The sequence below is a fragment of the Burkholderiales bacterium genome (assembly GCA_023511995.1).
Taxonomy (GTDB): domain Bacteria; phylum Pseudomonadota; class Gammaproteobacteria; order Burkholderiales; family Thiobacteraceae; genus Thiobacter.
The window spans coordinates 1-19,522 of the sequence record JAIMAL010000026.1 but is presented as its reverse complement, the minus strand read 5'-3'; the positions used below and the strand labels follow the sequence as shown (position 1 = coordinate 19,522).

The window sequence follows — 19,522 nt, the reverse complement described above, 5'->3', positions numbered from 1 at the left end:
GCTGTGCCGGCAAGCAAAGTGGGACAGGACGCCATGGCAAAAAAACGCGAAACTCCATCCAAGCGCCCCATCGAAACCTACGAGCACAAGGACAAGGCGCGCCTCAATAATCCCCCCGTAGGGCTGGTGACACCCGACACCGACCCCGACGCGGGGCAGAAGAAAAAACGCTACGCCTACGATCCCCACCTCGATCCGCAGCTCATTTGGGCGGGCAAGGCGGAGCACACGTCGTTTGAAGTGCCGACGGTCTCCCTGCACGTGCACGAGCTCATCGAACCGCGCACGATCATCAAGGCAGTGCGTAAGCGAAACGGCAACGGCCAGGCGCTTCAGCTCGGTCTCTTCGAAAAGGAACGTAAAGAGCCGCTGCGCAACGCGATCGAGTTCTACCGGCACAAGCACGGCTGGACGAACCGGCTGATTGCCGGGGATTCGCTCTTGGTGATGAACTCGCTGCTCGAAAAAGAAGGCATGGCCGGCAAGGTGCAGATGATCTACATCGACCCGCCCTACGGCATCAAATACGGCTCCAACTTCCAGCCCTTCGTTAACAAGCGCGACGTGAAGGACGGCAAGGACGAGGATTTGACTTCAGAACCCGAGCAGATCCGCGCCTTCCGCGATACCTGGGAGCTGGGCATCCACTCCTACCTCACCTACCTGCGCGACCGGCTGCTGCTGGCGCGGGAACTGCTGCATGAATCCGGCAGCATCTTCGTGCAGATCTCAGATGAGAACGTCCACCACGTGCGGGAGCTGATGGATGAGGTGTTTGGGGAAGCGAATTTCGTACGTTTGGTAATCTTCCAGAAGACGGGGGGCCTGGTTCAAGGTTTCCTTCCCCGGACATGCGATTTTCTGATCTGGTATGCGAAAGACCGAGCTCTCGCAAAATTTCGGCCGCTTTACTTGCCCCGTTCATCGAATCCAAGCGAATACACGCACATTGAGCTACGAGACGGCGAACGGCGGTCTTTGACGCCCGATGAGCGAAAAAGTTTGATGAACACGCCCGAAGGCAGACTCTATTCAACAACATCCCTCGAATCGGCTAACCCCACCTTTCCTTTTGAATTTAGTGGCAAGGAGTTCGTTCAGAGATGGAAAACAAACGAGAACGGGCTCAGGAAACTCGACATGGCAGGCAGGCTGAGCGCCGAGGGCAAGACACTGCGGTATGTCCGCTTCTTTGAAGACTTTCCTGTTCGTGAGCTACAGGATGTATGGTCGGACACGATGGGCGAACGCAATATGGTTTATGTAGTGCAAACAAACACAACTGTTTGTGAGCGTTGCCTCCTCATGACCACCGACCCGGGCGATTTGGTCTTCGATCCCACCTGTGGCAGCGGCACCACCGCCTACGTGGCCGAGCAGTGGGGCCGGCGTTGGATCACCTGCGATACCTCGCGCGTGGCCATCACGCTTGCCCGCCAGCGGCTGATGACCGCGGTCTTCGACTATTACGAGCTGGCGCACCCCGAAGAGGGTGTCGGCTCCGGCTTCAAGTACAAAACCGTGCCGCACGTCACGCTTAAGTCCATCGCCAACAACCCGGAGATCGACGGCATCTACGCCCGAATGCACCCAGCGGTGGAAAAGGCTCTGGCGGAGCTCAACGCCGCGCTGAAACACCCCTCTCCCGCCGGGAGAGGGGCCGGGGGTGAGGGCTATCCCCGTTTCAAAGTCACCACCGGCGGGCGCGCGGGACATTTCGTGGATTTTGCCGCCCCTGACGGTCAGACCTTCACCATGCCCAGCGGGCAGATCGTCCCAGCCAATGAGCTGGTCGAATGGGAAGTGCCTTTTGAGTTCCCTGCCGACTGGCCGGTGCAGGCCCGCGACGCCTTCGAGGCCTTCCACGCCGCCCGCCGCGCGCTGCAAAAGGAAATCGATGCTGCCATCGCCCGCCATGCGCCGCAGGAGACCCTTTACGACCAGCCCTACGTGGACCGCAAGAAGGTGCGCGTTACCGGCCCGTTTACCGTCGAGGCGGTACCGGCACCGGTAGTCAAATCGGTTGATGAAATCCTGGAACACAAGCCGCAGCCCGCAGACCTTTCCATCGCCCGCTCCGGCGAGACGCTGCGCCAGGCAGAATGGCGCGAGGAGCTGCTGCGCACCGGCATTCGTGGGAAGAACGGGCAGTACATCCGCTTTGCGCGCCTCGAGCCGTTGCCCGGCTGCCGCTGGCTGCACGCCGAAGGCGAGACGCGGCCCAGCGATGAAGGGGCAGATTCCGTCCGTGAGGATGTTCCCGCTTATAACCCGGTGCGCGTGGTGGTCTCCTTCGGCCCCGAACACGCGCCGCTGGAGCAGCGGCAGGTGGAGCACGCCTGGGAAGAAGCGCGCACGCTGGTTCCCAAGCCCAAGCTCTTGGTCTTCGCCGCGTTCCAGTTCGACCCGGAAGCGGCCAAGGACATCGACGAGATGAAGCCTGAACTCGCGGGCATGCAGTTCCTCAAGGTTCAGATGAACGCCGACCTTTTGACCGACGACCTCAAGAAAAAGCGCGCTAGCAACGAATCCTTCTGGCTCATCGGCCAGCCGGATGTGCAGGTGGAGCGCATCGTACCCTCACCCCAACCCTCTCCCACTGGGAGAGGGAGTAAGGGTGAGGGCGTTCAGTACCGCGTCTCGGTGCACGGTTTCGATTACTACAACACCAAGACCGGCCAGGTGGAGTCGGGCGGTGCCGACAGAATTGCTGTCTGGCTACTCGACACCGACTACGACGGCCGCAGCCTCTATCCGCGGCAGGTGTTTTTCCCGATGGCGGGAGACAACGAGGGTTGGGCGAAACTCGCAAAGAACCTCAAAGCGGAGATCGACGAGGAGCTGATTGAGGCCTACCGGGGCACGGTGTCGCTCCCCTTCGAGGCGGGGGAACACAAGCGCATTGCGGTCAAGATCGTGGACGACCGGGGGATCGAGAGCCTGAAGGTCATGGAGCTGGAGTGATGGCGCGCACCACCATCGACCGCCTCATCATCAACTCGCCCTACGAGGAACCGCAGCGGTATTGGCGCTACGACCGGGAGACGCGCACCTTCGACCTCGTTGAAGGCCGCCGTCCGGCGGGGTACGTGGTGGCAACGCCGGGATCGAAATCGTTTGATGACCCGGGCATTTTTATCGAAATCCCCTTGGTCAACCAGATCCGCCCGCGGGTCAAGGCCTGGCGCGAGGCCGGGTATCCGGGGGTCACCAGCATCACCAAGCGGCTGCTGGCGCATTGGCGTGATCCGGAGGAATTCGACCGACGGCGGTTTTTCTTCTGCCAGTTGGAGGCGGTGGAAACGCTCATCTGGCTTATTGAGGCGCCGGCGGCGGAGCGCGTGGGCATCGAGATTCCGGGGGACGGTGGGGATTTTCTTCGCCGATGCTGCAAGATGGCGACCGGTACGGGCAAGACCATCGTCATGGCCATGACCATCGCCTGGCACATCCTCAACAAGGTGGCAAATCCCCAGGATGCCCGCTTTTCCAAGAACGTGCTGGTGATCGCCCCAGGACTGACGGTGAAGAAGCGGCTGGCCGTGCTGGAACCCGCGGCCGAAGGCAATTACTACGAAGCGTTCGACATTGTTCCATCAGGCCTGCTCGACAAACTGCGTCAGGGAAAGGTGCTGGTGCGCAACTGGCATGCCCTGGCCTGGGAATCCGAGGCGCAACTGAAAAAGCGCAAGACCGTGGACAAGCGGGGCGCGAAGAGCGACGAAGCCTATACCCGCGAGGTGCTGGGAGAGATGGCCAATGCGCGCAATCTCCTTGTGATCAACGATGAGGCGCATCATGCTTGGCGCGTGAACTGGGAGGCCGAGGGCAAGTACCTTCGTCAGCGCGACCTCAAGGACAGTGCCGAGGAGGCGACGGTGTGGATCGGCGGCCTGGACCGACTACAGCGGACACGGGGCATCCTCACCTGCTATGACTTTACCGCCACGCCTTTCACGCCTTCGGGTAAGCGAAGCAGCGAGGAGGCGCTCTTCGGCTGGATCGTCAGCGACTTTGGCTTGAACGATGCCATCGAATCGGGTTTGGTGAAGACCCCGCGGGTGGTGGTCCGCGACGACGCCGTGCCAAACGCCCAAACCTACAAGTCACGCCTGTACCACATCTATAACGACCCGGATGTGAAGGACGACCTGAACCGGCGGGCCAACCCCGATGAGCCGCTGCCCGATCTGGTGCTGAATGCCTACTACTTGTTGGGCTACGACTGGCGCGAGACGTTGAGGGCGTGGCAGGCCGCCGGGCTGCGCACCCCACCGGTGATGATCACGGTATGCAACCGGACGGAAACGGCGGCGCGGATCAAGCACGCGTTTGATACTAGGCGCATCCACATTGACGAGCTGTGCGACCCGGAGCGCATCCTGCACATCGACTCCAAAGTGCTGGACCAGGCCGAAGCGCAGGAAGAAGCCCTCACCCCAACCCTCTCCCAAGGGGAGAGGGAGCCTGATGACGAAGCAGAAGCAGAGCAGACAGCCCCACCCGAACGTCAATTGACCAAGACCGAGCAGGCGGAACTGCTGCGTCAGACCGTGGACACGGTGGGCAAGGCCGGACAGCCCGGCGAAAAGATTCAAAATGTCATTTCGGTCGGCATGCTCTCCGAAGGGTGGGATGCCAAGACGGTCACGCACATCATGGGGCTGCGGGCCTTCACGTCGCAGCTTCTGTGCGAGCAGGTGGTAGGCCGAGGCCTGCGGCGCACGTCCTACGATCTAAACCAGGAGACGGGCCTGCTCGAGCCCGAGTACGTCAACATCTTCGGCGTGCCTTTCACCTTCCTGCCTCATGAAGAAGGGGAGGGCGGCCCGCCTCCGCCGCCGCAGCCGAAGACTGCCGTCGAGCCCGATCCAGCCAAAGCGCAGTACGAGATTCGCTGGCCAAACGTCGTGCGCATTGAGCGCGTGTTTCAACCCAGGCTGGCGCTGGATTGGGCGGCGGTGCGTCCGCTGGTGCTGGACGCCTCCCAAACGCCTCAGGTAGCGGAGCTCGCGCCGATCATCGCGGGTAAGCCGGATGTGACAAAGATCGAGCGCATCGAACTGGAACGGCTGGCGCGGGAATTCCGCACCCAGCGCATCATTTTCGAGACCGCGCGGGATGTCTTCGACCAGATGAAACACACCTGGCAAGGGAGCCGCGAAGTCTTGCTGGCGCAATTGGTGCGGATCGTCGAGCAATTTATCCGCTCCGACCGGATCGCCATCTCGCCGCCCCTCTTCTACCAGGACGAACTGCGCCGGCGGCTACTCATCACCCTCAACATGTCGCGAGTCGTCCAGCACGTCTGGGAGGCCGTACGGCAGGAGAATACGGAGAGACTCACACCGGTCTTCGACCGCGACCACCCTATCCGATCCACGGCCGAGACGCGCACCTGGTATACCGGCAAGCCCTGCGAGCGTACCAAGAAGTCGCACATTAACGTGTGCGTTTACGACAGCACCTGGGAGGCATCGGCGGCCTTTGTGCTCGACAATAGCGAATCCGTGGCCGCATGGGCGAAAAATGATCACCTGGGGTTCGAGATCCTGTATGTCTATCGCGGCGTGATACGCAAGTATCGGCCGGATTTTCTGGTGCGCCTTGCCAACGGGACCATGCTCGTACTGGAAACAAAGGGCAGGGAAAGCGAGGAAGATGCCGTGAAGCATCGCTATCTTGACGAATGGACGCAAGCGGTGACGGCGCAGGGGGGATTTGGGCAGTGGCATTGGGCCGTCGCCCATCATCCCGGTGAAATCAGGGACGTGCTGGCGGCAAACCTTACCTGATCGCCGGACCGTGCCTGCGGTGGCGGGTAAGGCCCTTCTCCTTCGCGGTCAGAGGGCAGGGTGAGGGGGCGTCAAAGCAAGCCGTGGTCGCTCTTGTCCCCAAGGGTTACCGGATTTTTTGGGAAACGCTGAAGATGCCCTCTCCAAGGAGCTGGACTGTAACTCGCTGATGTCATTGGCCAATCAGCCTGCCTTGCGCTCCTTGTGGGGTGGAGAGGGGAATGAATCAGCGTTTGCCCAAGGACAAAGGCGAAAGTGACGGAACCCGGTTCCGACCCGGGGGCGAGTTCCGGTGTCCGTGGTCTGGGAGCGCGCCTGGCGCGGAACCCTTGCACGCCGAAATCGGCACCCTCGAAGCGGGTGAGGCGAAGGTCGAGCTGGTGTGATCAGGCAACCGGCCGCACGGGCGGGGTCTCCGGCTGGCGGCGCTCGCCGCGGCGGCGCTCGACGCCGTTCCACCGCGCGGTGGGGTTGGCCTGGCGGCGTTCCCGCAAGCGCCTTTCCACCGGGATGAATTCCACCTCGTAGAGGGGAAGGGGCGTACCGGTCATGGCTGGATCGTCTCCCGGGTTCATCCCCATCAAGGATAGCCGCATACCCGTGACAGGGGGATTAAACCTGCTTCACCTTAACCCTTTGTAATTTCCGCCGGGCAAAGGGGGTGAATTAGAATCGGGATGTCATCTTAGGCAGGGGGAATTGCCGTGAAGTTCCTGATCATCGAGGACGATCATTCCGCCGCGGATTTCCTGCGCAAGGGTCTGGGCAATTTCGGTTACGAGGCGGATGTGGCCCACGACGGCGAAGAGGGGCTCGACATGGCCCGCAAGACCGATTACGACCTCTGGCTCATCGACGTCATGCTGCCCAAGCGGGATGGATTGTCGGTGCTCAAATGCCTGCGCGAGGAGGGCAAGCAGGTGCCGGCCCTCATCCTTTCCGCCCGCGGCCAGGTGGATGACCGGGTCGAGGGCCTGCGGGCGGGCGGCGACGATTACGTGGTCAAACCCTACGCCCTCAACGAGTTGCAGGCGCGCATCGAGGCGCTTTTGCGCCGGGCGAAAAACTACGGCAAGCATCCGGAAACCGAGCTCACCGTGGGTGATCTGCACATGGACCTGCTTTCCCGCAAGGTCAGCCGCGCCGGCCAGGAGATTTACCTCAAGCCGCGGGAATTCCGTCTGCTCGAATACCTGATGCGCCACGCCGGCCAGGTGGTGACGCGCACCATGCTGCTGGAGAACGTCTGGGATTACTACTTCGACCCCCAGACCAACGTGGTGGACGTGCACATCAGCCGGCTGCGCTACAAGATCGACAAGTATTTCCCCAAACCCATGCTGCATACCGTGCGCGGTACCGGCTATGTGCTGCGGCCGGCGGAGGACACGCCCCCGCAGGAAGCGGAAAAAAGCGGAAAATAACCGCCGGTGCCGCTGCCCCTCGCTTCCTTCTTCCGCTTTCTCCGTTCCACTCCTGCGCGGCTCACGCTCGGCTTCGTCTCCCTTTATCTGGTGGGCACCCTGCTGGTGTTCGCCTACCTGAGCTTCCAGATCAAGGCTGCCCTCATCGCGCAGATCGACAAGGCGCTCCTTGACCAGCAGAGTCTGCTCACCGTGCAGTACCGGGACAGTGGCACCGCGGGGTTGTTCCGGGCCATCGAAAGCGAGCTTTTGTCCAAGGGCAAACGGGAGCGCAACTACCGCATCCTGGACCGCAACGGGCGGGTGGTGTTCGAGGCGGGCGAGCTCACCCTTCCCGAAGTCAAACCCTTCAAAGGGGTGCAGGACATGCGGATTCCACCGGTGGGGGGCGAGCCGGGGGGCCACGCCCGCGCGGTGAGTTTCCGTCTCGGGGACCGCTACACGGTGTATCTTGCCCACAGCACCCAGTCCATCGACCGCACCATGCAGGGTTTCTGGATGGCGCTCATCCAGGCGCTCATCCTCATCCTGCTGGTGGGGGTGGGACTGGGCTACTGGCTGGGGCGCCGCTTCTGGTCACAGATCGAGGCGTTCAACCAGATGGCGATGAAGATCGTCAATTCCGCCAACCTCTCCAACCGGCTGCCGGTCAAGGGGGAGGACGAATTCGCGGTGTTGGCGAGCAATATGAACGCCATGCTGGACCGCATCGAGAAACTGTTCCAGGGTATCCGGCAGGTGAGCGACAACATCGCCCACGACCTGCGCAGCCCGCTCACCCGTCTGCGCGCCGACGTGGAGGTGGCCCTGCAGCAGGGGGATGAGAGAACCTATCGGGAAACCCTGGAACGGGCACTGGAGGAACTGCAGAAGATGCAGGAGATTTTTCAGGCCCTGCTTTCCCTGGGCCAGGCGGAAGCCGGCAGCCTGCAGATCCGCAAGAAACCTCTGGATCTATCCGCGCTCCTCGAAGACGTGGTGGAACTCTACGCCCCCCTCATGGAGGAAAAGGAGCAGCACCTCACCACGCGGATTCCCGCCGGGGTCACCATCAGCGGCGACCGGCAGCTCCTCGCCCAGGTGTTCTCCAATCTCTTCGACAATGCCATCAAGTACGTGCCGGCAGGGGGGCAGATCGAGCTCGCGCTGGCGCGGCGGGGTGAGCGGGTGGAGATCGTCATCGCCGACAGCGGGCCCGGCATCCCCGTGGAGATGCGGGAAAAGGTCTTCGACCGCTTCGTGCGGGTGGATCCCAGCCGCACCCTGCCCGGCACCGGGTTGGGGCTATCCCTGGTGAAGGCCTTCGTGGAGCTGCACGGCGGCTCCATCAGCCTCGCCGCCAGCCGCCTGGGCGGGGCGGCGTTCACCATCGTGCTGCCGGTGCAGTGATGCGGCGTGTTTACACCGCCGCCGACCTGCCGGACGCCCACCTCGTCCTCGGCCTGTTGCAAAGGCACGGCATTGCGGCGCGGGTACTCAAGGAGCATGCGCGGGGAGGCATGGGTGAGTTGCCGGTGGGCGAAACCGCTCCGGAAGTCTGGATCGACGAGGATGTCGACTTCGAGCGTGCCCTTGCCGTGGTGCGTGCTTACGAGAGTGCCCCGCGGGCGGTGCCCGACATTTTCTGCCCCTTTTGCGGCGAGGCCTCGCCGGCGACCTTCGATTTCTGCTGGAACTGCGGCGCGGCGCTGTGATGGTCAGCGCAGCAGCGGCGCAAGGGCGGGCCAGACCGTCTCCAGAATGAGCGGCTGCGCCTCGGCCGTGGGGTGGAGTCCATCGGCCTGGAAGAACCGCCGCTCACCGGCGATTTTCTCCAGGAGGAAGGGCACATACGCCACCTTGTGGCGCCGCGCGAGCCTGCCGAAGAGGGCGTGGAAGGGTTCGGTATAGGCGGGCCCGTAGTTGGGCGGCAGCCGCATGCCGAGGAGCAGCACCCGCGCACCCGCATCCTTGGCCAGGGTGATCATGGCCGAAAGGTTCTCTTCCGTCTGCGTGAGCGCAAGCCCCCGCAGACCATCGTTCGCCCCCAGCTCCAGGATCACGAGCTGCGGCCGGTAGCGGGCCAAAAGCTCAGGCAGCCGGTTGCGTCCCCCCGCCGTGGTTTCCCCGCTTATGCTGGCATTCACCACCTCATGGGGAAACTTTTCCTGCCGCAGACGACTCTGCAGAAGGCTGACCCAGCCCGCTTCCCGCGGCACGCCATAGGCGGCGGCCAGACTGTCGCCCAGCACCAGGATGCGCGGGGCGGACGAGGCAGCGATCGCCGCGTTGCCCAAAAGGAAGCCCAAGGCGAGAATCGCCCATGCGCCCCCACGAAGAAGCATTTTCATGACAGATCCCATCATCCGCACCATTGGCCTTGGCAAGGAGGTCCCGCTGGAGAGCGGGCGGCTTGCCATCCTCAACGAAGTCTTTCTGGAAGTCAAAGCCGGCGAGTCCCTCGCCATTCTCGGCGCCTCGGGCTCGGGCAAGTCCACCCTGTTGGGGTTGCTTGCGGGCCTCGATGTTCCCACCCGCGGCCAGGTGTACTGGAACGGGCAGGAGATCTTCGCCCTCGATGAGGATGCGCGCGCCGCCCTGCGGGGCCGTCTGGCGGGCTTCGTCTTCCAGTCGTTTCACCTTCTGCCGGCACTCACCGCCTGGGAGAACGTCATGCTGCCGCTCGAACTCACAAAGGTGCCCGATGCCCGGCAGCGCGCCCGGGATATTCTGGAGCGGGTGGGGCTCCGCGAGCGGCTCAATCACTATCCCCGGCAGCTTTCCGGCGGTGAGCAGCAGCGGGTGGCCGTGGCACGCGCCTTCGTCACCCGGCCGGCCATTCTCTTTGCCGATGAACCCACCGGCAACCTGGATGAGACCACCGGCGCCCGGGTGATCGATCTTCTCTTCGATCTCAACCGGGAGCAGGGCACGACCCTGATCCTCGTCACCCACGATCCCGCCTTGGCGGGACGTTGCCAGCGGCGCCTGCTGCTTCAGGGGGGAAGGCTGGGGGGGAACCCATGAGACTTGCCCTGCGGCTGTTGTGGCGGGAATGGCGGGCGGGGGAAATCCGCGTTCTGCTGGCCGCCCTGGTGGTGGCGGTGGCCGCCGTGACGACCGTGAGTTTTTTCACCGACCGGGTCCAACGGGCGCTGGCCCGTCAGGCCAACGAGCTGATCGCCGCCGATGCCGTACTGGTGAGCGACCATCCGCCCTCGCCGGAGGCCGCCCGGCGCGCCCTTGCCCTGGGGTTGCGGGTGGCCACGACCGCCACCTTCCCCAGCATGGTGGTGGCCGGCGATCGCATCCAGCTTGCCGAAATCAAGGCGGTGAGCAGCGGCTATCCGCTGCGGGGCAGGCTGAGGCTGAACGCGGGCGTGGAAGGCGAAGTGGCGCACGGCCCAAAGCCCGGTACCGTCTGGGTGGATGGCCGGCTGTTGCGTCAACTGGATCTTCAGGTGGGCGGGCGCGTGGGTGTGGGGGCGCGGCAATTCGTGGTGGCGGCGGTGCTGGAGCGGGAGCCCGACCGGGCGGCGGATTTTTTCAGCATCGCCCCCCGACTCATGCTCCATGAAGATGATCTTGCCGCCACGGGCCTCGTCACGGAAGGCAGTCGCGTGATCTACCGGCTCCTGGTGGCGGGCTCGCCGCAAGCGGTGGACGCCTGGCGGCGGGCCATGGCGGCCTTGCTGGAACGCGGCCAGCGGCTGGAGGGCGTGGCCGATGCGCGTCCGGAAATCCGCACCGCCCTGGAGCGGGCGCAGCGCTACCTGGGGCTTTCCGCTCTGGTGGCCGCGGTGCTGGCCGGGGTGGCCGTGGCCCTCGCCACGCGGCGCTTCGTCGAGCGCCATCTCGATGGCTGCGCGGTGATGCGCTGCCTGGGCGCGGGCCAGCGGCGCATCTTCGGCCTCTACGTGATCCAGTTCGCCCTGCTGGGAGTGTTGGGGGGCGTGGGCGGCGGTCTCATCGGCGTGATCGCCCAGGAAGCCTTGGTACGGCTTGCCATCGCCCAGCTCCAGATGGACCTGCCGCCGCCCGGCAGCTGGCCCCTCTTGGAGGGGATTGGCATCAGCCTGGTGTTGGTCCTGGCCTTCGGCGCCCTTCCCCTCGCGCGGTTAAGCCAGGTGCCCACCCTGCGCGTGATCCGGCGGGAACTCGCGCCGCCCACGGGGCTTGGCCTTGCCGGGTCCCTCCTGGGGGCGGCGGTCCTGGCGGCGCTTTTTGTGAGTAAGGCCGGCGAACTGCGCCTGGGCTTCCACGTAGCCGCAGGTCTTGCCGGCGTGCTGATTGCAGCGTGGCTTGCGGCCCTGGCCCTGGTCTGGTCACTGGGGCCGCTGCGTCGCAAGGCGCGGGGCGTGGTCTTCTACGGCTTGACCCAGATTCAGCGCCGCCAGCAGACAAGCCGCCTTTCCATCATGGCCTATTCCCTGGGCCTCATGGCACTCTTCCTGCTCACCCTCGTGCGCGGCGATCTGCTGGCGAGCTGGCAAAAACGCCTGCCCCCCGATGCCCCCAACCGCTTTCTCATCAACGTGCAGCCTGACCAGGTTGAGCCGGTGCGCGCTTTCCTCCTGCGCGCCGGTCTCGCCGCTCCCGAGTTTCACCCCATGGTGCGCGGGCGGTTGATGGCCATCAATGACCGCCCCGTCTCCGCGCGGGATTACGAAGATGAGCGCAGCCGCCGCCTCGTGGAGCGGGAATTCAATCTCTCCTGGGCGCGCGCGCCGCGTGCCGACAACCGGCTGGTGGCGGGACGTTTCTGGGGGCGGGAAACGGCTCCACCCCAGTGGTCCGTGGAAGAGGGCATCGCCCAGCGCCTGGGCATTCGCCTGGGCGACCGTCTGCGCTTCGATGTCGCAGGCCAGCTCATTGAAGCACCCGTCACCAGCCTGCGCCATGTGGACTGGGATTCCATGCGGGTCAATTTCTTCGTCATCGGCACGCCGCAGATGCTGCGCGATCAGCCGACGAGCTATATCACCAGTTTTCACCTGCCCGTGGGAGGCGAGGCGGTGCTCGATGCCCTGGTGCGTGCCTACCCCAACATCACCGTGATCGATGTTGCGGCAATCCTCCGGGAGGTGCGCGCCATCATGGAGCGGGTGGCGCAGACGGTGGAATTCGTGTTTGTTTTCACCCTGCTCGCGGGGCTTGTCGTGCTCTATGCGGCCGTGCTCGCCACGCGGGATGAAAGGGTCTATGAAGCGGCGGTGATGCGCGCGCTGGGCGCGCGGCGGCGTCAGCTCCTCCTCGCCCAGGCAATGGAATTCGCCGTCATCGGCGCCCTGGCCGGCCTGTTGGGTGCAGGGGGTGCGGCCGCGGTCGGCTCACTCCTTGCCACGCGCTTCTTCGACCTGCCCCTGCAGCTATCGCCCGCCCTTTGGCTTGCGGGCATCGTCGCCGGCAGTCTGGGCATGATCATCACCGGCAGCCTCGCCACCCGCCGCGTGCTTGACACCCCGCCCCTGGCGGTGCTGCGGGGCTGAGGCAGGCGCTCCGGGCACCACTGCTATCCATGATCGAGCGTGGCAAGGCCGCACCCGCGACCGATTCGCTAGCGCGGCTGGCAGCGGCCCTTGGCTGTGACAGGGACGATTTTCATGGCAGACGGAGAAAAAGAACCGAAAGCGGTGGGGAAGAGGATCAGCGGATGACGACGCCAATGTCGGCGTCCGCTTTGGCGAGCGCGTCGATCCACGCCCACAGCGCGCCGTATTCCATCCAGCCGAGTAGCAGACCGATAGCGAAGACGTGCAGCTCACCACGCCAGTCATGGCCGCCCAGGCGCGCGACGGCCGCCGGCAGGATGGCGCAGAAGAGGACGTATCCGGCGGCAATATTCAGTAACGCATCCGCGGGAGCCTTATAAAGGCATTTCCCGGCGCGCCTTTAGGTACTGGGCGTGGGGTCGATCCCCGGCGCGGGGAAGGCTGGCGTCTTTGCTTCCTAGTTTTGTGGCGCGAGGGTCGATCCCCGCGTGCGCGGGGAAGGGCTGCTCCACGACGCCCCCGCTTGCGGCATCAAGCTGGCCTCGACCACCGGCGGCGCTATTGCAGCCCCTGCCGCCGATCCCATCCTCCCCTCTCCCTCCGGGAGAGGGGCCGCCTCCATCTTCCCCTCTCCCTCGGGGAGAGGGGCCGGGGGTGAGGGAGACACCACCGACGCCGACATCGCCCGGTGGATCCTCGACGCCGCCAGCCTCTACGAAGCCTGACGCGCCCGCATCGACGCTCTCCGCTAGTGGGACGAAGTGACCCATGGCCGATCAAGCCGACCGCGCCAACGATCTGGCGAAACCGCTGCTCGGCGCCGCGCTGGCGCAAAAAAAAAGCCCGTGGGGCCCTCTCCCGCGGGCGTGTGTCTCTGGTGCGGCGAACCGCTTCCCGATAGCCGACGCTGGTGCTCGCCTGAGTGCCGCGACGACTGGGAGCGAATCAGGACTGACTACCACCGGCTCGATGGCCGCCACCACCAGTGAGCGGGCGGTATCCTCGGCGTCGAACCATCCTCCAGCACGACCCAGCCCGCGAGCTCGTCCTCGGTCTGCCTGGCAATCGCATAGCGGAACATCGCGTCGAACGCCGCTGGGTGGGCGCGCCACTGCGCATCGGCCGCCGCCATCATCGCCAGCGCATCCTCGGGCAGCGTGTAGCCTGCATCCTTGAGAAGCTCCAGCGCCGAGCGGGCGCGCAGCACCTCCTCATCGACCACGGCAAAGCCAGCCTCCTCCCACCAGGGGATCTCCTCCTCGCGCACCATGTCATACCATGAAAGGCGCGCAAGCATGAATGCCACCGCTTCATTGAAATCGCCGACGGTTTTCACCATGACAGCCACCCTTTGCTGATCTTGCGCCCACCGGGCTGCATGGGAAGCGCCTCAGGACTGACTACCACGTCTCCGGCCACCACCAGAAGCGCTCGCGGCCATATCCCTCTTCTCTGCGTACCTCGCGACACCATTCGACATGGAGCGGCTCATGCTTCCACGGGCTTTTCGACAAAATCTCGCGCAACGCCTGCAGCTCTTCCGGCGTAATCTCACCGGCCTCATAATCCAGGTTGAGATTGATCGTCCAGGAGGCGATCTCTGCGCCGCCGACCCCTTCCTCTTCCGGGGTTTGCCAGAACACTAACCGATCCGCTTCCAGATCGCGCGCCATAATGACCTCCTCACTGAATGCTCCAAATCAAGCGCATCAGGACTGACTACCACCGGCCCGATGGCCGCCACCACCAGTGGGAAGCGGGCGGCGGCACGGGATCGCCGTTCTCGTCTTCGACCAAGCCCTCCAGCACCCGCGCCTTGTCGGCCGCGTGCTCATGGGCAAAGGCCGCATCGAAGGCTTGCGGGTGCGCGCGCCAGAAGGCATCGATCCGGTCGAGCTCGCCGATGGCCGCGGCATCGAGCAAGCCCATCTCGCGCGCAAACTCGAACATCGATCGCAGCGCGAGTGTTTCATCCATGTCGAACTCCCAGGCCTCGCGGCCATCGACGATCCCGTCAAAACAGGAAAGCGCCCCGTAGGCCAGCGGGCGCCGCACATCGATCTTCAACCGAACCATCGCCGAATTCCTCTCGCCTCGCGTCCCTGTTCCACCACGGCTTCATCGCGCAAGCTGGCCGCCCGGCCTAACGCCTTGACGTGCAGTGTGGCCAGCCGCAGACGCTCCACATCAACCGCCGCGACCAGCCGGCCGCCCGCCGCCTCGCGGTGAAGCGCCGCATACAGCCTGCCTTGCCGGATCGACAGCAGGATGTCCCGCCCAGGCCCCCGGACAAGCTCGTCCTCGGTCTGCCTGACAATCGCATAGCGGAAGAAGTAGGTCAGCGAGCAAAAATGAGCGCGAGCGCGATGGCGACGAAGGCCGCCGCGCCAGCGAATGATCCGCCCAGCGCGGCGAAGGGCGCGGCGGCGGCGAAGAACATGATGGCAAGGGTGCGCATGTAGCCACTGTAGGCAATTTGACGATCGGCATCAAGCTGGCTCTGGACAACCGGGAGATGTCAAGGAATCTGGCCAGGTCGATCCCCGCGTGCGCGGGGAAGGCGGAACGCCGCCTGACCAAGCGCGAATGCCTTGGCCATGTCGCCAATCTTGACCTTCGCCACTTCGACCTTCTGCGCGACCACCCCCATGGCGCGCGCCGACTCGCCCAGGGCCGCCACTGCCTGGCGGTTGTCGGCGGTGATCTTGATCTCGAGCTTGCTATCCGCCATGATGCTCACATGACCGCTGTGCTTGGCATTGCCGCCCTATACGTCATCGTCTGCGCCATCCTGCCGTCGCTCGTTGCGCGCCTGCGCGGCCATGACTGGCGCGGCGAGCTGCGCGTCTTCGCCGTCGGTCTGCTGCTCGGCTGGACGGGATACGGCGCGCTGGTGGCGTGGATCGACGCGCTGGCCGCGCCCGACACCGAAATCATCATCCGCTGACCTCCTTCACCCACCGCTCCCAGTCCTTTTTCTCGGCCTGCGCCACTCGTACGGCCACCGCCATGTCCAGCAGGCGCTGACGGCGCATCGTCCGCGCCGCCGTGAGAAAATTCCGCGCGTCCGTCCAGGCCATCTCCACCACAGGTCGATCCCCGCGTGCGCGGGGAAGGCCAGTCGTGCCGATGCGCTAGCGCGCAAGGAGCAGGTCGATCCCCGCGTGCGCGGGGAAGGCGTCATGGCGGAGTCTCCTGGTGGTGGCGTCAAGGGTCGATCCCCGCGTGCGCGGGGAAGGCACCCCCTCCAGCTCGAAGGTGTTGGTGCTGACGGGTCGATCCCCGCGTGCGCGGGGAAGGCCTGCGACTGGATCGGAAGGACGCCGGCTGCTGGGGTCGATCCCCGCGTGCGCGGGGAAGGCGAGACCTCGCTTTGTCTTGGCAACGCCTACGCGGGTCGATCCCCGCGTGCGCGGGGAAGGCGCATGGGCGATTTCCTGGAGCGAGAGGGTGTCGGGTCGATCCCCGCGTGCGCGGGGAAGGCGTGTGAGCGTGGACATGCCTGACCGCATCGAGCAGGGTCGACCCCGCGTGCGCGGGGAAGGCGTGGCGAATCGGGCTCTGGGAAATGAAGGCTGAGGTCGATCCCCGCGTGCGCGGGGAAGGCGGCTGATCCTTGAGCCACACCAGGGCGGTGAGGGGTCGATCCCCGCGTGCGCGGGGAAGGCTTGGCCTTGGTGATGGCGGAGATGGTGATGGCGGGTCGATCCCCGCGTGCGCGGGGAAGGCACAGGTCGCGTGCTGGACTTGCCGCGCTGCGAGGGTCGATCCCCGCGTGCGCGGGGAAGGCTCAAGGTTGATGTCGTCGGCCTGAAGACGGAAGGGTCGATCCCCGCGTGCGCGGGGAAGGCAAGTGTCCCCCTGCCGCACTGATGATGTTCGTGGGTCGATCCCCGCGTGCGCGGGGAAGGCCGCTTGACCGCGACCGTGCCCTCGTAGAGTTTGGGTCGATCCCCGCGTGCGCGGGGAAGGCCGGGATGCGATATGAGCGAAGCGGAATATTTGGGGTCGATCCCCGCGTGCGCGGGGAAGGCGGAGACGGTGCCTAAGTCCACGGTGAGCCTCACGGTCGATCCCCGCGTGCGCGGGGAAGGCCACGAGTGGGTCGCCGCCCTCGTCGATGCCGGAGGTCGATCCCCGCGTGCGCGGGGAAGGCTGTCGGTGGCGTCGGCGGCCAGAATCACGGGGGGGTCGATCCCCGCGTGCGCGGGGAAGGCTGGCTGATGTCGAGTTTCTCCGGGCGCGACTGGGGTCGATCCCCGCGTGCGCGGGGAAGGCACGTACTGATCGCTGTTGGCAATCATCAGCGGTGGTCGATCCCCGCGTGCGCGGGGAAGGCCCTTGAGCGTCACCCCGCTGCGCGTCAAGCAGAGGTCGATCCCCGCGTGCGCGGGGAAGGCCCGATGTTTTCTGCGCGGGCTGCCAACACGGCGGGTCGATCCCCGCGTGCGCGGGGAAGGCGTGCAAGATGATTCCACTCACGAGCATGAACAAGGTCGATCCCCGCGTGCGCGGGGAAGGCCCAGGCCCGGCCCCGAACAGCGAAATCAGCGGGGGTCGATCCCCGCGTGCGCGGGGAAGGCAGTATGGATCGTGGTCATGGTGCGCTTTTACCAGGTCGATCCCCGCGTGCGCGGGGAAGGCTTCGCTGCGCTTTTCGGAGTCGAACAGGGGGCGGGTCGATCCCCGCGTGCGCGGGGAAGGCGTGGCGCAGTTCAAGCCTGAGGTGCTTGATAGAGGTCGATCCCCGCGTGCGCGGGGAAGGCACGGGGCTGTCGAATGCTAGACCAGGCGCTTGGGGTCGATCCCCGCGTGCGCGGGGAAGGCGGGTTGAGGCTGGTAACGGTGCTAGTAACACCGGGTCGATCCCCGCGTGCGCGGGGAAGGCTCTTCGAGCGGCCGGATGCTCCCCTGCCTCAGGGGTCGATCCCCGCGTGCGCGGGGAAGGCATGCTCAACCAGAGCGCGGACACGGCTCAGAAAGGTCGATCCCCGCGTGCGCGGGGAAGGCGCCGCCGGGATGGCGCCCGTGGTGCCGACGACGGGTCGATCCCCGCGTGCGCGGGGAAGGCGCTGTCGCACATCAGGGCGCGCTGGGTGACGCCGGTCGATCCCCGCGTGCGCGGGGAAGGCTTCAGCCGGATGCGTAGGCCGTCGCCGTAAGGGGGTCGATCCCCGCGTGCGCGGGGAAGGCGAGCACGCACCGCTGGGCAAGTCGGCGGCATCGGGTCGATCCCCGCGTGCGCGGGGAAGGCGGCGGGCTGCCTCCTGGGATCGGCCGCCACGCAGGTCGATCCCCGCGTGCGCGGGGAAGGCACCGGGCTAGCCTCTGCCTTCGGCTTCTCGGCAGGTCGATCCCCGCGTGCGCGGGGAAGGCATCTTGATCCTGTTCGCGTAGCTGGTCGTCCGGGGTCGATCCCCGCGTGCGCGGGGAAGGCAACACCGTGCGCTAAAAAGCGCAAAGCACATCAGGTCGATCCCCGCGTGCGCGGGGAAGGCTCATCAATATCCTTGATGATGCCCACATCCCCGGGTCGATCCCCGCGTGCGCGGGGAAGGCTTCAACGATGGCGCGTGGCAACAGCCGCACGCGGGTCGATCCCCGCGTGCGCGGGGAAGGCATCACCGGCCCGACTCATCAAGGCCGTGTGGTGGGTCGATCCCCGCGTGCGCGGGGAAGGCCGTTGGTGACCGTGCCAGCGCTCACGCTGCTGGGGTCGATCCCCGCGTGCGCGGGGAAGGCTTGGTGAGGCACTCGCGCACGATGTGGGCCGGAGGTCGATCCCCGCGTGCGCGGGGAAGGCCAGCAGCGAGCCATCGACCAGCTATATGCCTGGGGTCGATCCCCGCGTGCGCGGGGAAGGCGCTCACGTAGCTCGCGTTGACGATCGCGCCGGGGGTCGATCCCCGCGTGCGCGGGGAAGGCGCGCCCACCACCCGGCAGCGGCAGCCCCAGCCAGGTCGATCCCCGCGTGCGCGGGGAAGGCTTCGTCCCGGCCACGTCGCCTGCGATCTTCGGGGGTCGATCCCCGCGTGCGCGGGGAAGGCGTTGTAGCCCGGCCATCTTGCGAGGGCCGGGCAGGTCGATCCCCGCGTGCGCGGGGAAGGCGTGTCTTGTTTAACTCGCCGCGCTTGTGGGTGGGGTCGATCCCCGCGTGCGCGGGGAAGGCGCCACTTTCTCGTCTGATGATCCTGTAGGGATGGGTCGATCCCCGCGTGCGCGGGGAAGGCCCGTTGGCGGTCAGGCCGCCAGTTTTCTTGAGAGGTCGATCCCCGCGTGCGCGGGGAAGGCAGGCCAGCGCCCAGTCCCGCAGGCCGGGGGAGAGGTCGATCCCCGCGTGCGCGGGGAAGGCGTCTCATGCTCCAGCGCCGGGTAGGCGCCTGCAGGTCGATCCCCGCGTGCGCGGGGAAGGCGTCCCGGCCAACGAACGCGCCGGATGGCCGCCGGGTCGATCCCCGCGTGCGCGGGGAAGGCTCTGGCCGCCCGCGTGCTGGAGGTCAACGCGGAGGTCGATCCCCGCGTGCGCGGGGAAGGCCGCTGCGGTATGGGCATGCCAAGCGGCACCAGCGGTCGATCCCCGCGTGCGCGGGGAAGGCGCCTACGCGGCTGTATATGTCCGGCACCTTGCGGGTCGATCCCCGCGTGCGCGGGGAAGGCCAGCGCGACGCCGTGCGCCGGTGACGTGCGCACGGTCGATCCCCGCGTGCGCGGGGAAGGCTCTAAATGATAACTCTCTGCCCCGCCTAAAAAAGCAGATCGCGGATTCAAGTTTGAAGTGCAATTTTGATTAACGGGTAGGTGGGTCAGAATGTGCGAGCATTTTGCCCCATCA

Annotated in this window: 15 protein-coding genes and 1 CRISPR repeat array; of the genes, 8 read left to right on the top strand and 7 right to left on the bottom strand. The window is 65.6% G+C overall.

Annotated elements, in window-relative coordinates; translation table 11 throughout:
• Positions 1 to 33: 33 nt before the first annotated feature.
• A complete protein-coding gene (locus K6T56_11470; GenBank protein MCL6556964.1) occupies positions 34 to 2,964 on the top strand; it encodes a site-specific DNA-methyltransferase in 2,931 nt (976 codons plus the stop codon).
• Positions 2,964 to 5,795, top strand: a complete 2,832-nt coding sequence (locus tag K6T56_11465) for a DEAD/DEAH box helicase family protein (protein MCL6556963.1) — start codon at positions 2,964 to 2,966, stop codon at positions 5,793 to 5,795. The genes K6T56_11470 and K6T56_11465 overlap by 1 nt, the downstream gene beginning before the upstream one ends.
• Positions 5,796 to 6,181: 386 nt before the next feature.
• On the opposite strand, the gene K6T56_11460 is transcribed toward K6T56_11465, so the two are convergent.
• Positions 6,182 to 6,346 carry a hypothetical protein gene (locus tag K6T56_11460; GenBank protein ID MCL6556962.1) on the bottom strand — a complete coding sequence of 55 codons (165 nt, stop codon included), beginning with the start codon at positions 6,344 to 6,346 and terminating at the stop codon, positions 6,182 to 6,184.
• A gap of 153 nt (positions 6,347 to 6,499) precedes the next feature.
• Between K6T56_11460 and K6T56_11455 the strand changes: the two genes are divergently transcribed.
• From K6T56_11455 to K6T56_11445, 3 genes are read left to right on the top strand one after another with little or no spacing between them, the layout of a single operon-like run.
• The gene (locus tag K6T56_11455; GenBank protein ID MCL6556961.1) at positions 6,500 to 7,219 is read left to right on the top strand and encodes a response regulator transcription factor; all 720 of its coding nucleotides are present in this window, start codon (positions 6,500 to 6,502) and stop codon (positions 7,217 to 7,219) included.
• Between the two features lie 6 nt (positions 7,220 to 7,225).
• Entirely contained in the window at positions 7,226 to 8,608 is a 1,383-nt protein-coding gene (locus K6T56_11450) for a HAMP domain-containing protein (protein ID MCL6556960.1), read from the top strand.
• On the top strand, positions 8,608 to 8,913 hold the full coding sequence (locus K6T56_11445) for a DUF2007 domain-containing protein (GenBank protein MCL6556959.1): 306 nt from the start codon (positions 8,608 to 8,610) through the stop codon (positions 8,911 to 8,913). The genes K6T56_11450 and K6T56_11445 overlap by 1 nt, the downstream gene beginning before the upstream one ends.
• A gap of 3 nt (positions 8,914 to 8,916) precedes the next feature.
• Here K6T56_11445 and K6T56_11440 read toward each other — a convergent pair whose 3' ends face one another.
• The gene (locus K6T56_11440; protein ID MCL6556958.1) at positions 8,917 to 9,549 is read right to left on the bottom strand and encodes an arylesterase; all 633 of its coding nucleotides are present in this window, start codon (positions 9,547 to 9,549) and stop codon (positions 8,917 to 8,919) included.
• Between K6T56_11440 and K6T56_11435 the strand changes: the two genes are divergently transcribed.
• Together K6T56_11435 and K6T56_11430 are read left to right on the top strand one after the other, a co-directional pair.
• Entirely contained in the window at positions 9,548 to 10,225 is a 678-nt protein-coding gene (locus K6T56_11435; protein ID MCL6556957.1) for an ABC transporter ATP-binding protein, read from the top strand. The two genes, K6T56_11440 and K6T56_11435, sit on opposite strands and share 2 nt — an antisense overlap.
• Entirely contained in the window at positions 10,222 to 12,687 is a 2,466-nt protein-coding gene (locus tag K6T56_11430) for an FtsX-like permease family protein (GenBank protein MCL6556956.1), read from the top strand. The genes K6T56_11435 and K6T56_11430 overlap by 4 nt, the downstream gene beginning before the upstream one ends.
• Positions 12,688 to 13,645: 958 nt before the next feature.
• On the opposite strand, the gene K6T56_11425 is transcribed toward K6T56_11430, so the two are convergent.
• The 4 genes from K6T56_11425 to K6T56_11410 all read right to left on the bottom strand — a co-directional run bounded on the left by K6T56_11425 (position 13,646) and on the right by K6T56_11410 (position 15,421).
• Complete coding sequence (locus K6T56_11425; GenBank protein MCL6556955.1) at positions 13,646 to 14,029, bottom strand: hypothetical protein; 384 nt, start codon at positions 14,027 to 14,029, stop codon at positions 13,646 to 13,648.
• A 61-nt stretch (positions 14,030 to 14,090) separates the two neighbouring features.
• Positions 14,091 to 14,363: a hypothetical protein gene (locus K6T56_11420; GenBank protein ID MCL6556954.1), complete on the bottom strand. Its 273-nt coding sequence runs from the start codon at positions 14,361 to 14,363 to the stop codon at positions 14,091 to 14,093.
• 46 nt (positions 14,364 to 14,409) lie between these two features.
• Positions 14,410 to 14,766: a hypothetical protein gene (locus K6T56_11415; GenBank protein MCL6556953.1), complete on the bottom strand. Its 357-nt coding sequence runs from the start codon at positions 14,764 to 14,766 to the stop codon at positions 14,410 to 14,412.
• A gap of 442 nt (positions 14,767 to 15,208) precedes the next feature.
• On the bottom strand, positions 15,209 to 15,421 hold the full coding sequence (locus tag K6T56_11410; GenBank protein ID MCL6556952.1) for a hypothetical protein: 213 nt from the start codon (positions 15,419 to 15,421) through the stop codon (positions 15,209 to 15,211).
• A gap of 9 nt (positions 15,422 to 15,430) precedes the next feature.
• On the opposite strand from K6T56_11410, the gene K6T56_11405 reads away from it, so the two are divergent.
• Positions 15,431 to 15,637, top strand: a complete 207-nt coding sequence (locus tag K6T56_11405) for a hypothetical protein (protein MCL6556951.1) — start codon at positions 15,431 to 15,433, stop codon at positions 15,635 to 15,637.
• Here the strand turns inward: K6T56_11405 and K6T56_11400 are convergent.
• On the bottom strand, positions 15,627 to 15,770 hold the full coding sequence (locus tag K6T56_11400; protein ID MCL6556950.1) for a hypothetical protein: 144 nt from the start codon (positions 15,768 to 15,770) through the stop codon (positions 15,627 to 15,629). The genes K6T56_11405 and K6T56_11400 overlap by 11 nt on opposite strands.
• Before the next feature lie 10 nt (positions 15,771 to 15,780).
• A CRISPR array of direct repeats spans positions 15,781 to 19,408; the repeat unit is 28 nt; unit sequence GGTCGATCCCCGCGTGCGCGGGGAAGGC.
• Between the last annotated feature and the right edge of the window lie 114 nt (positions 19,409 to 19,522).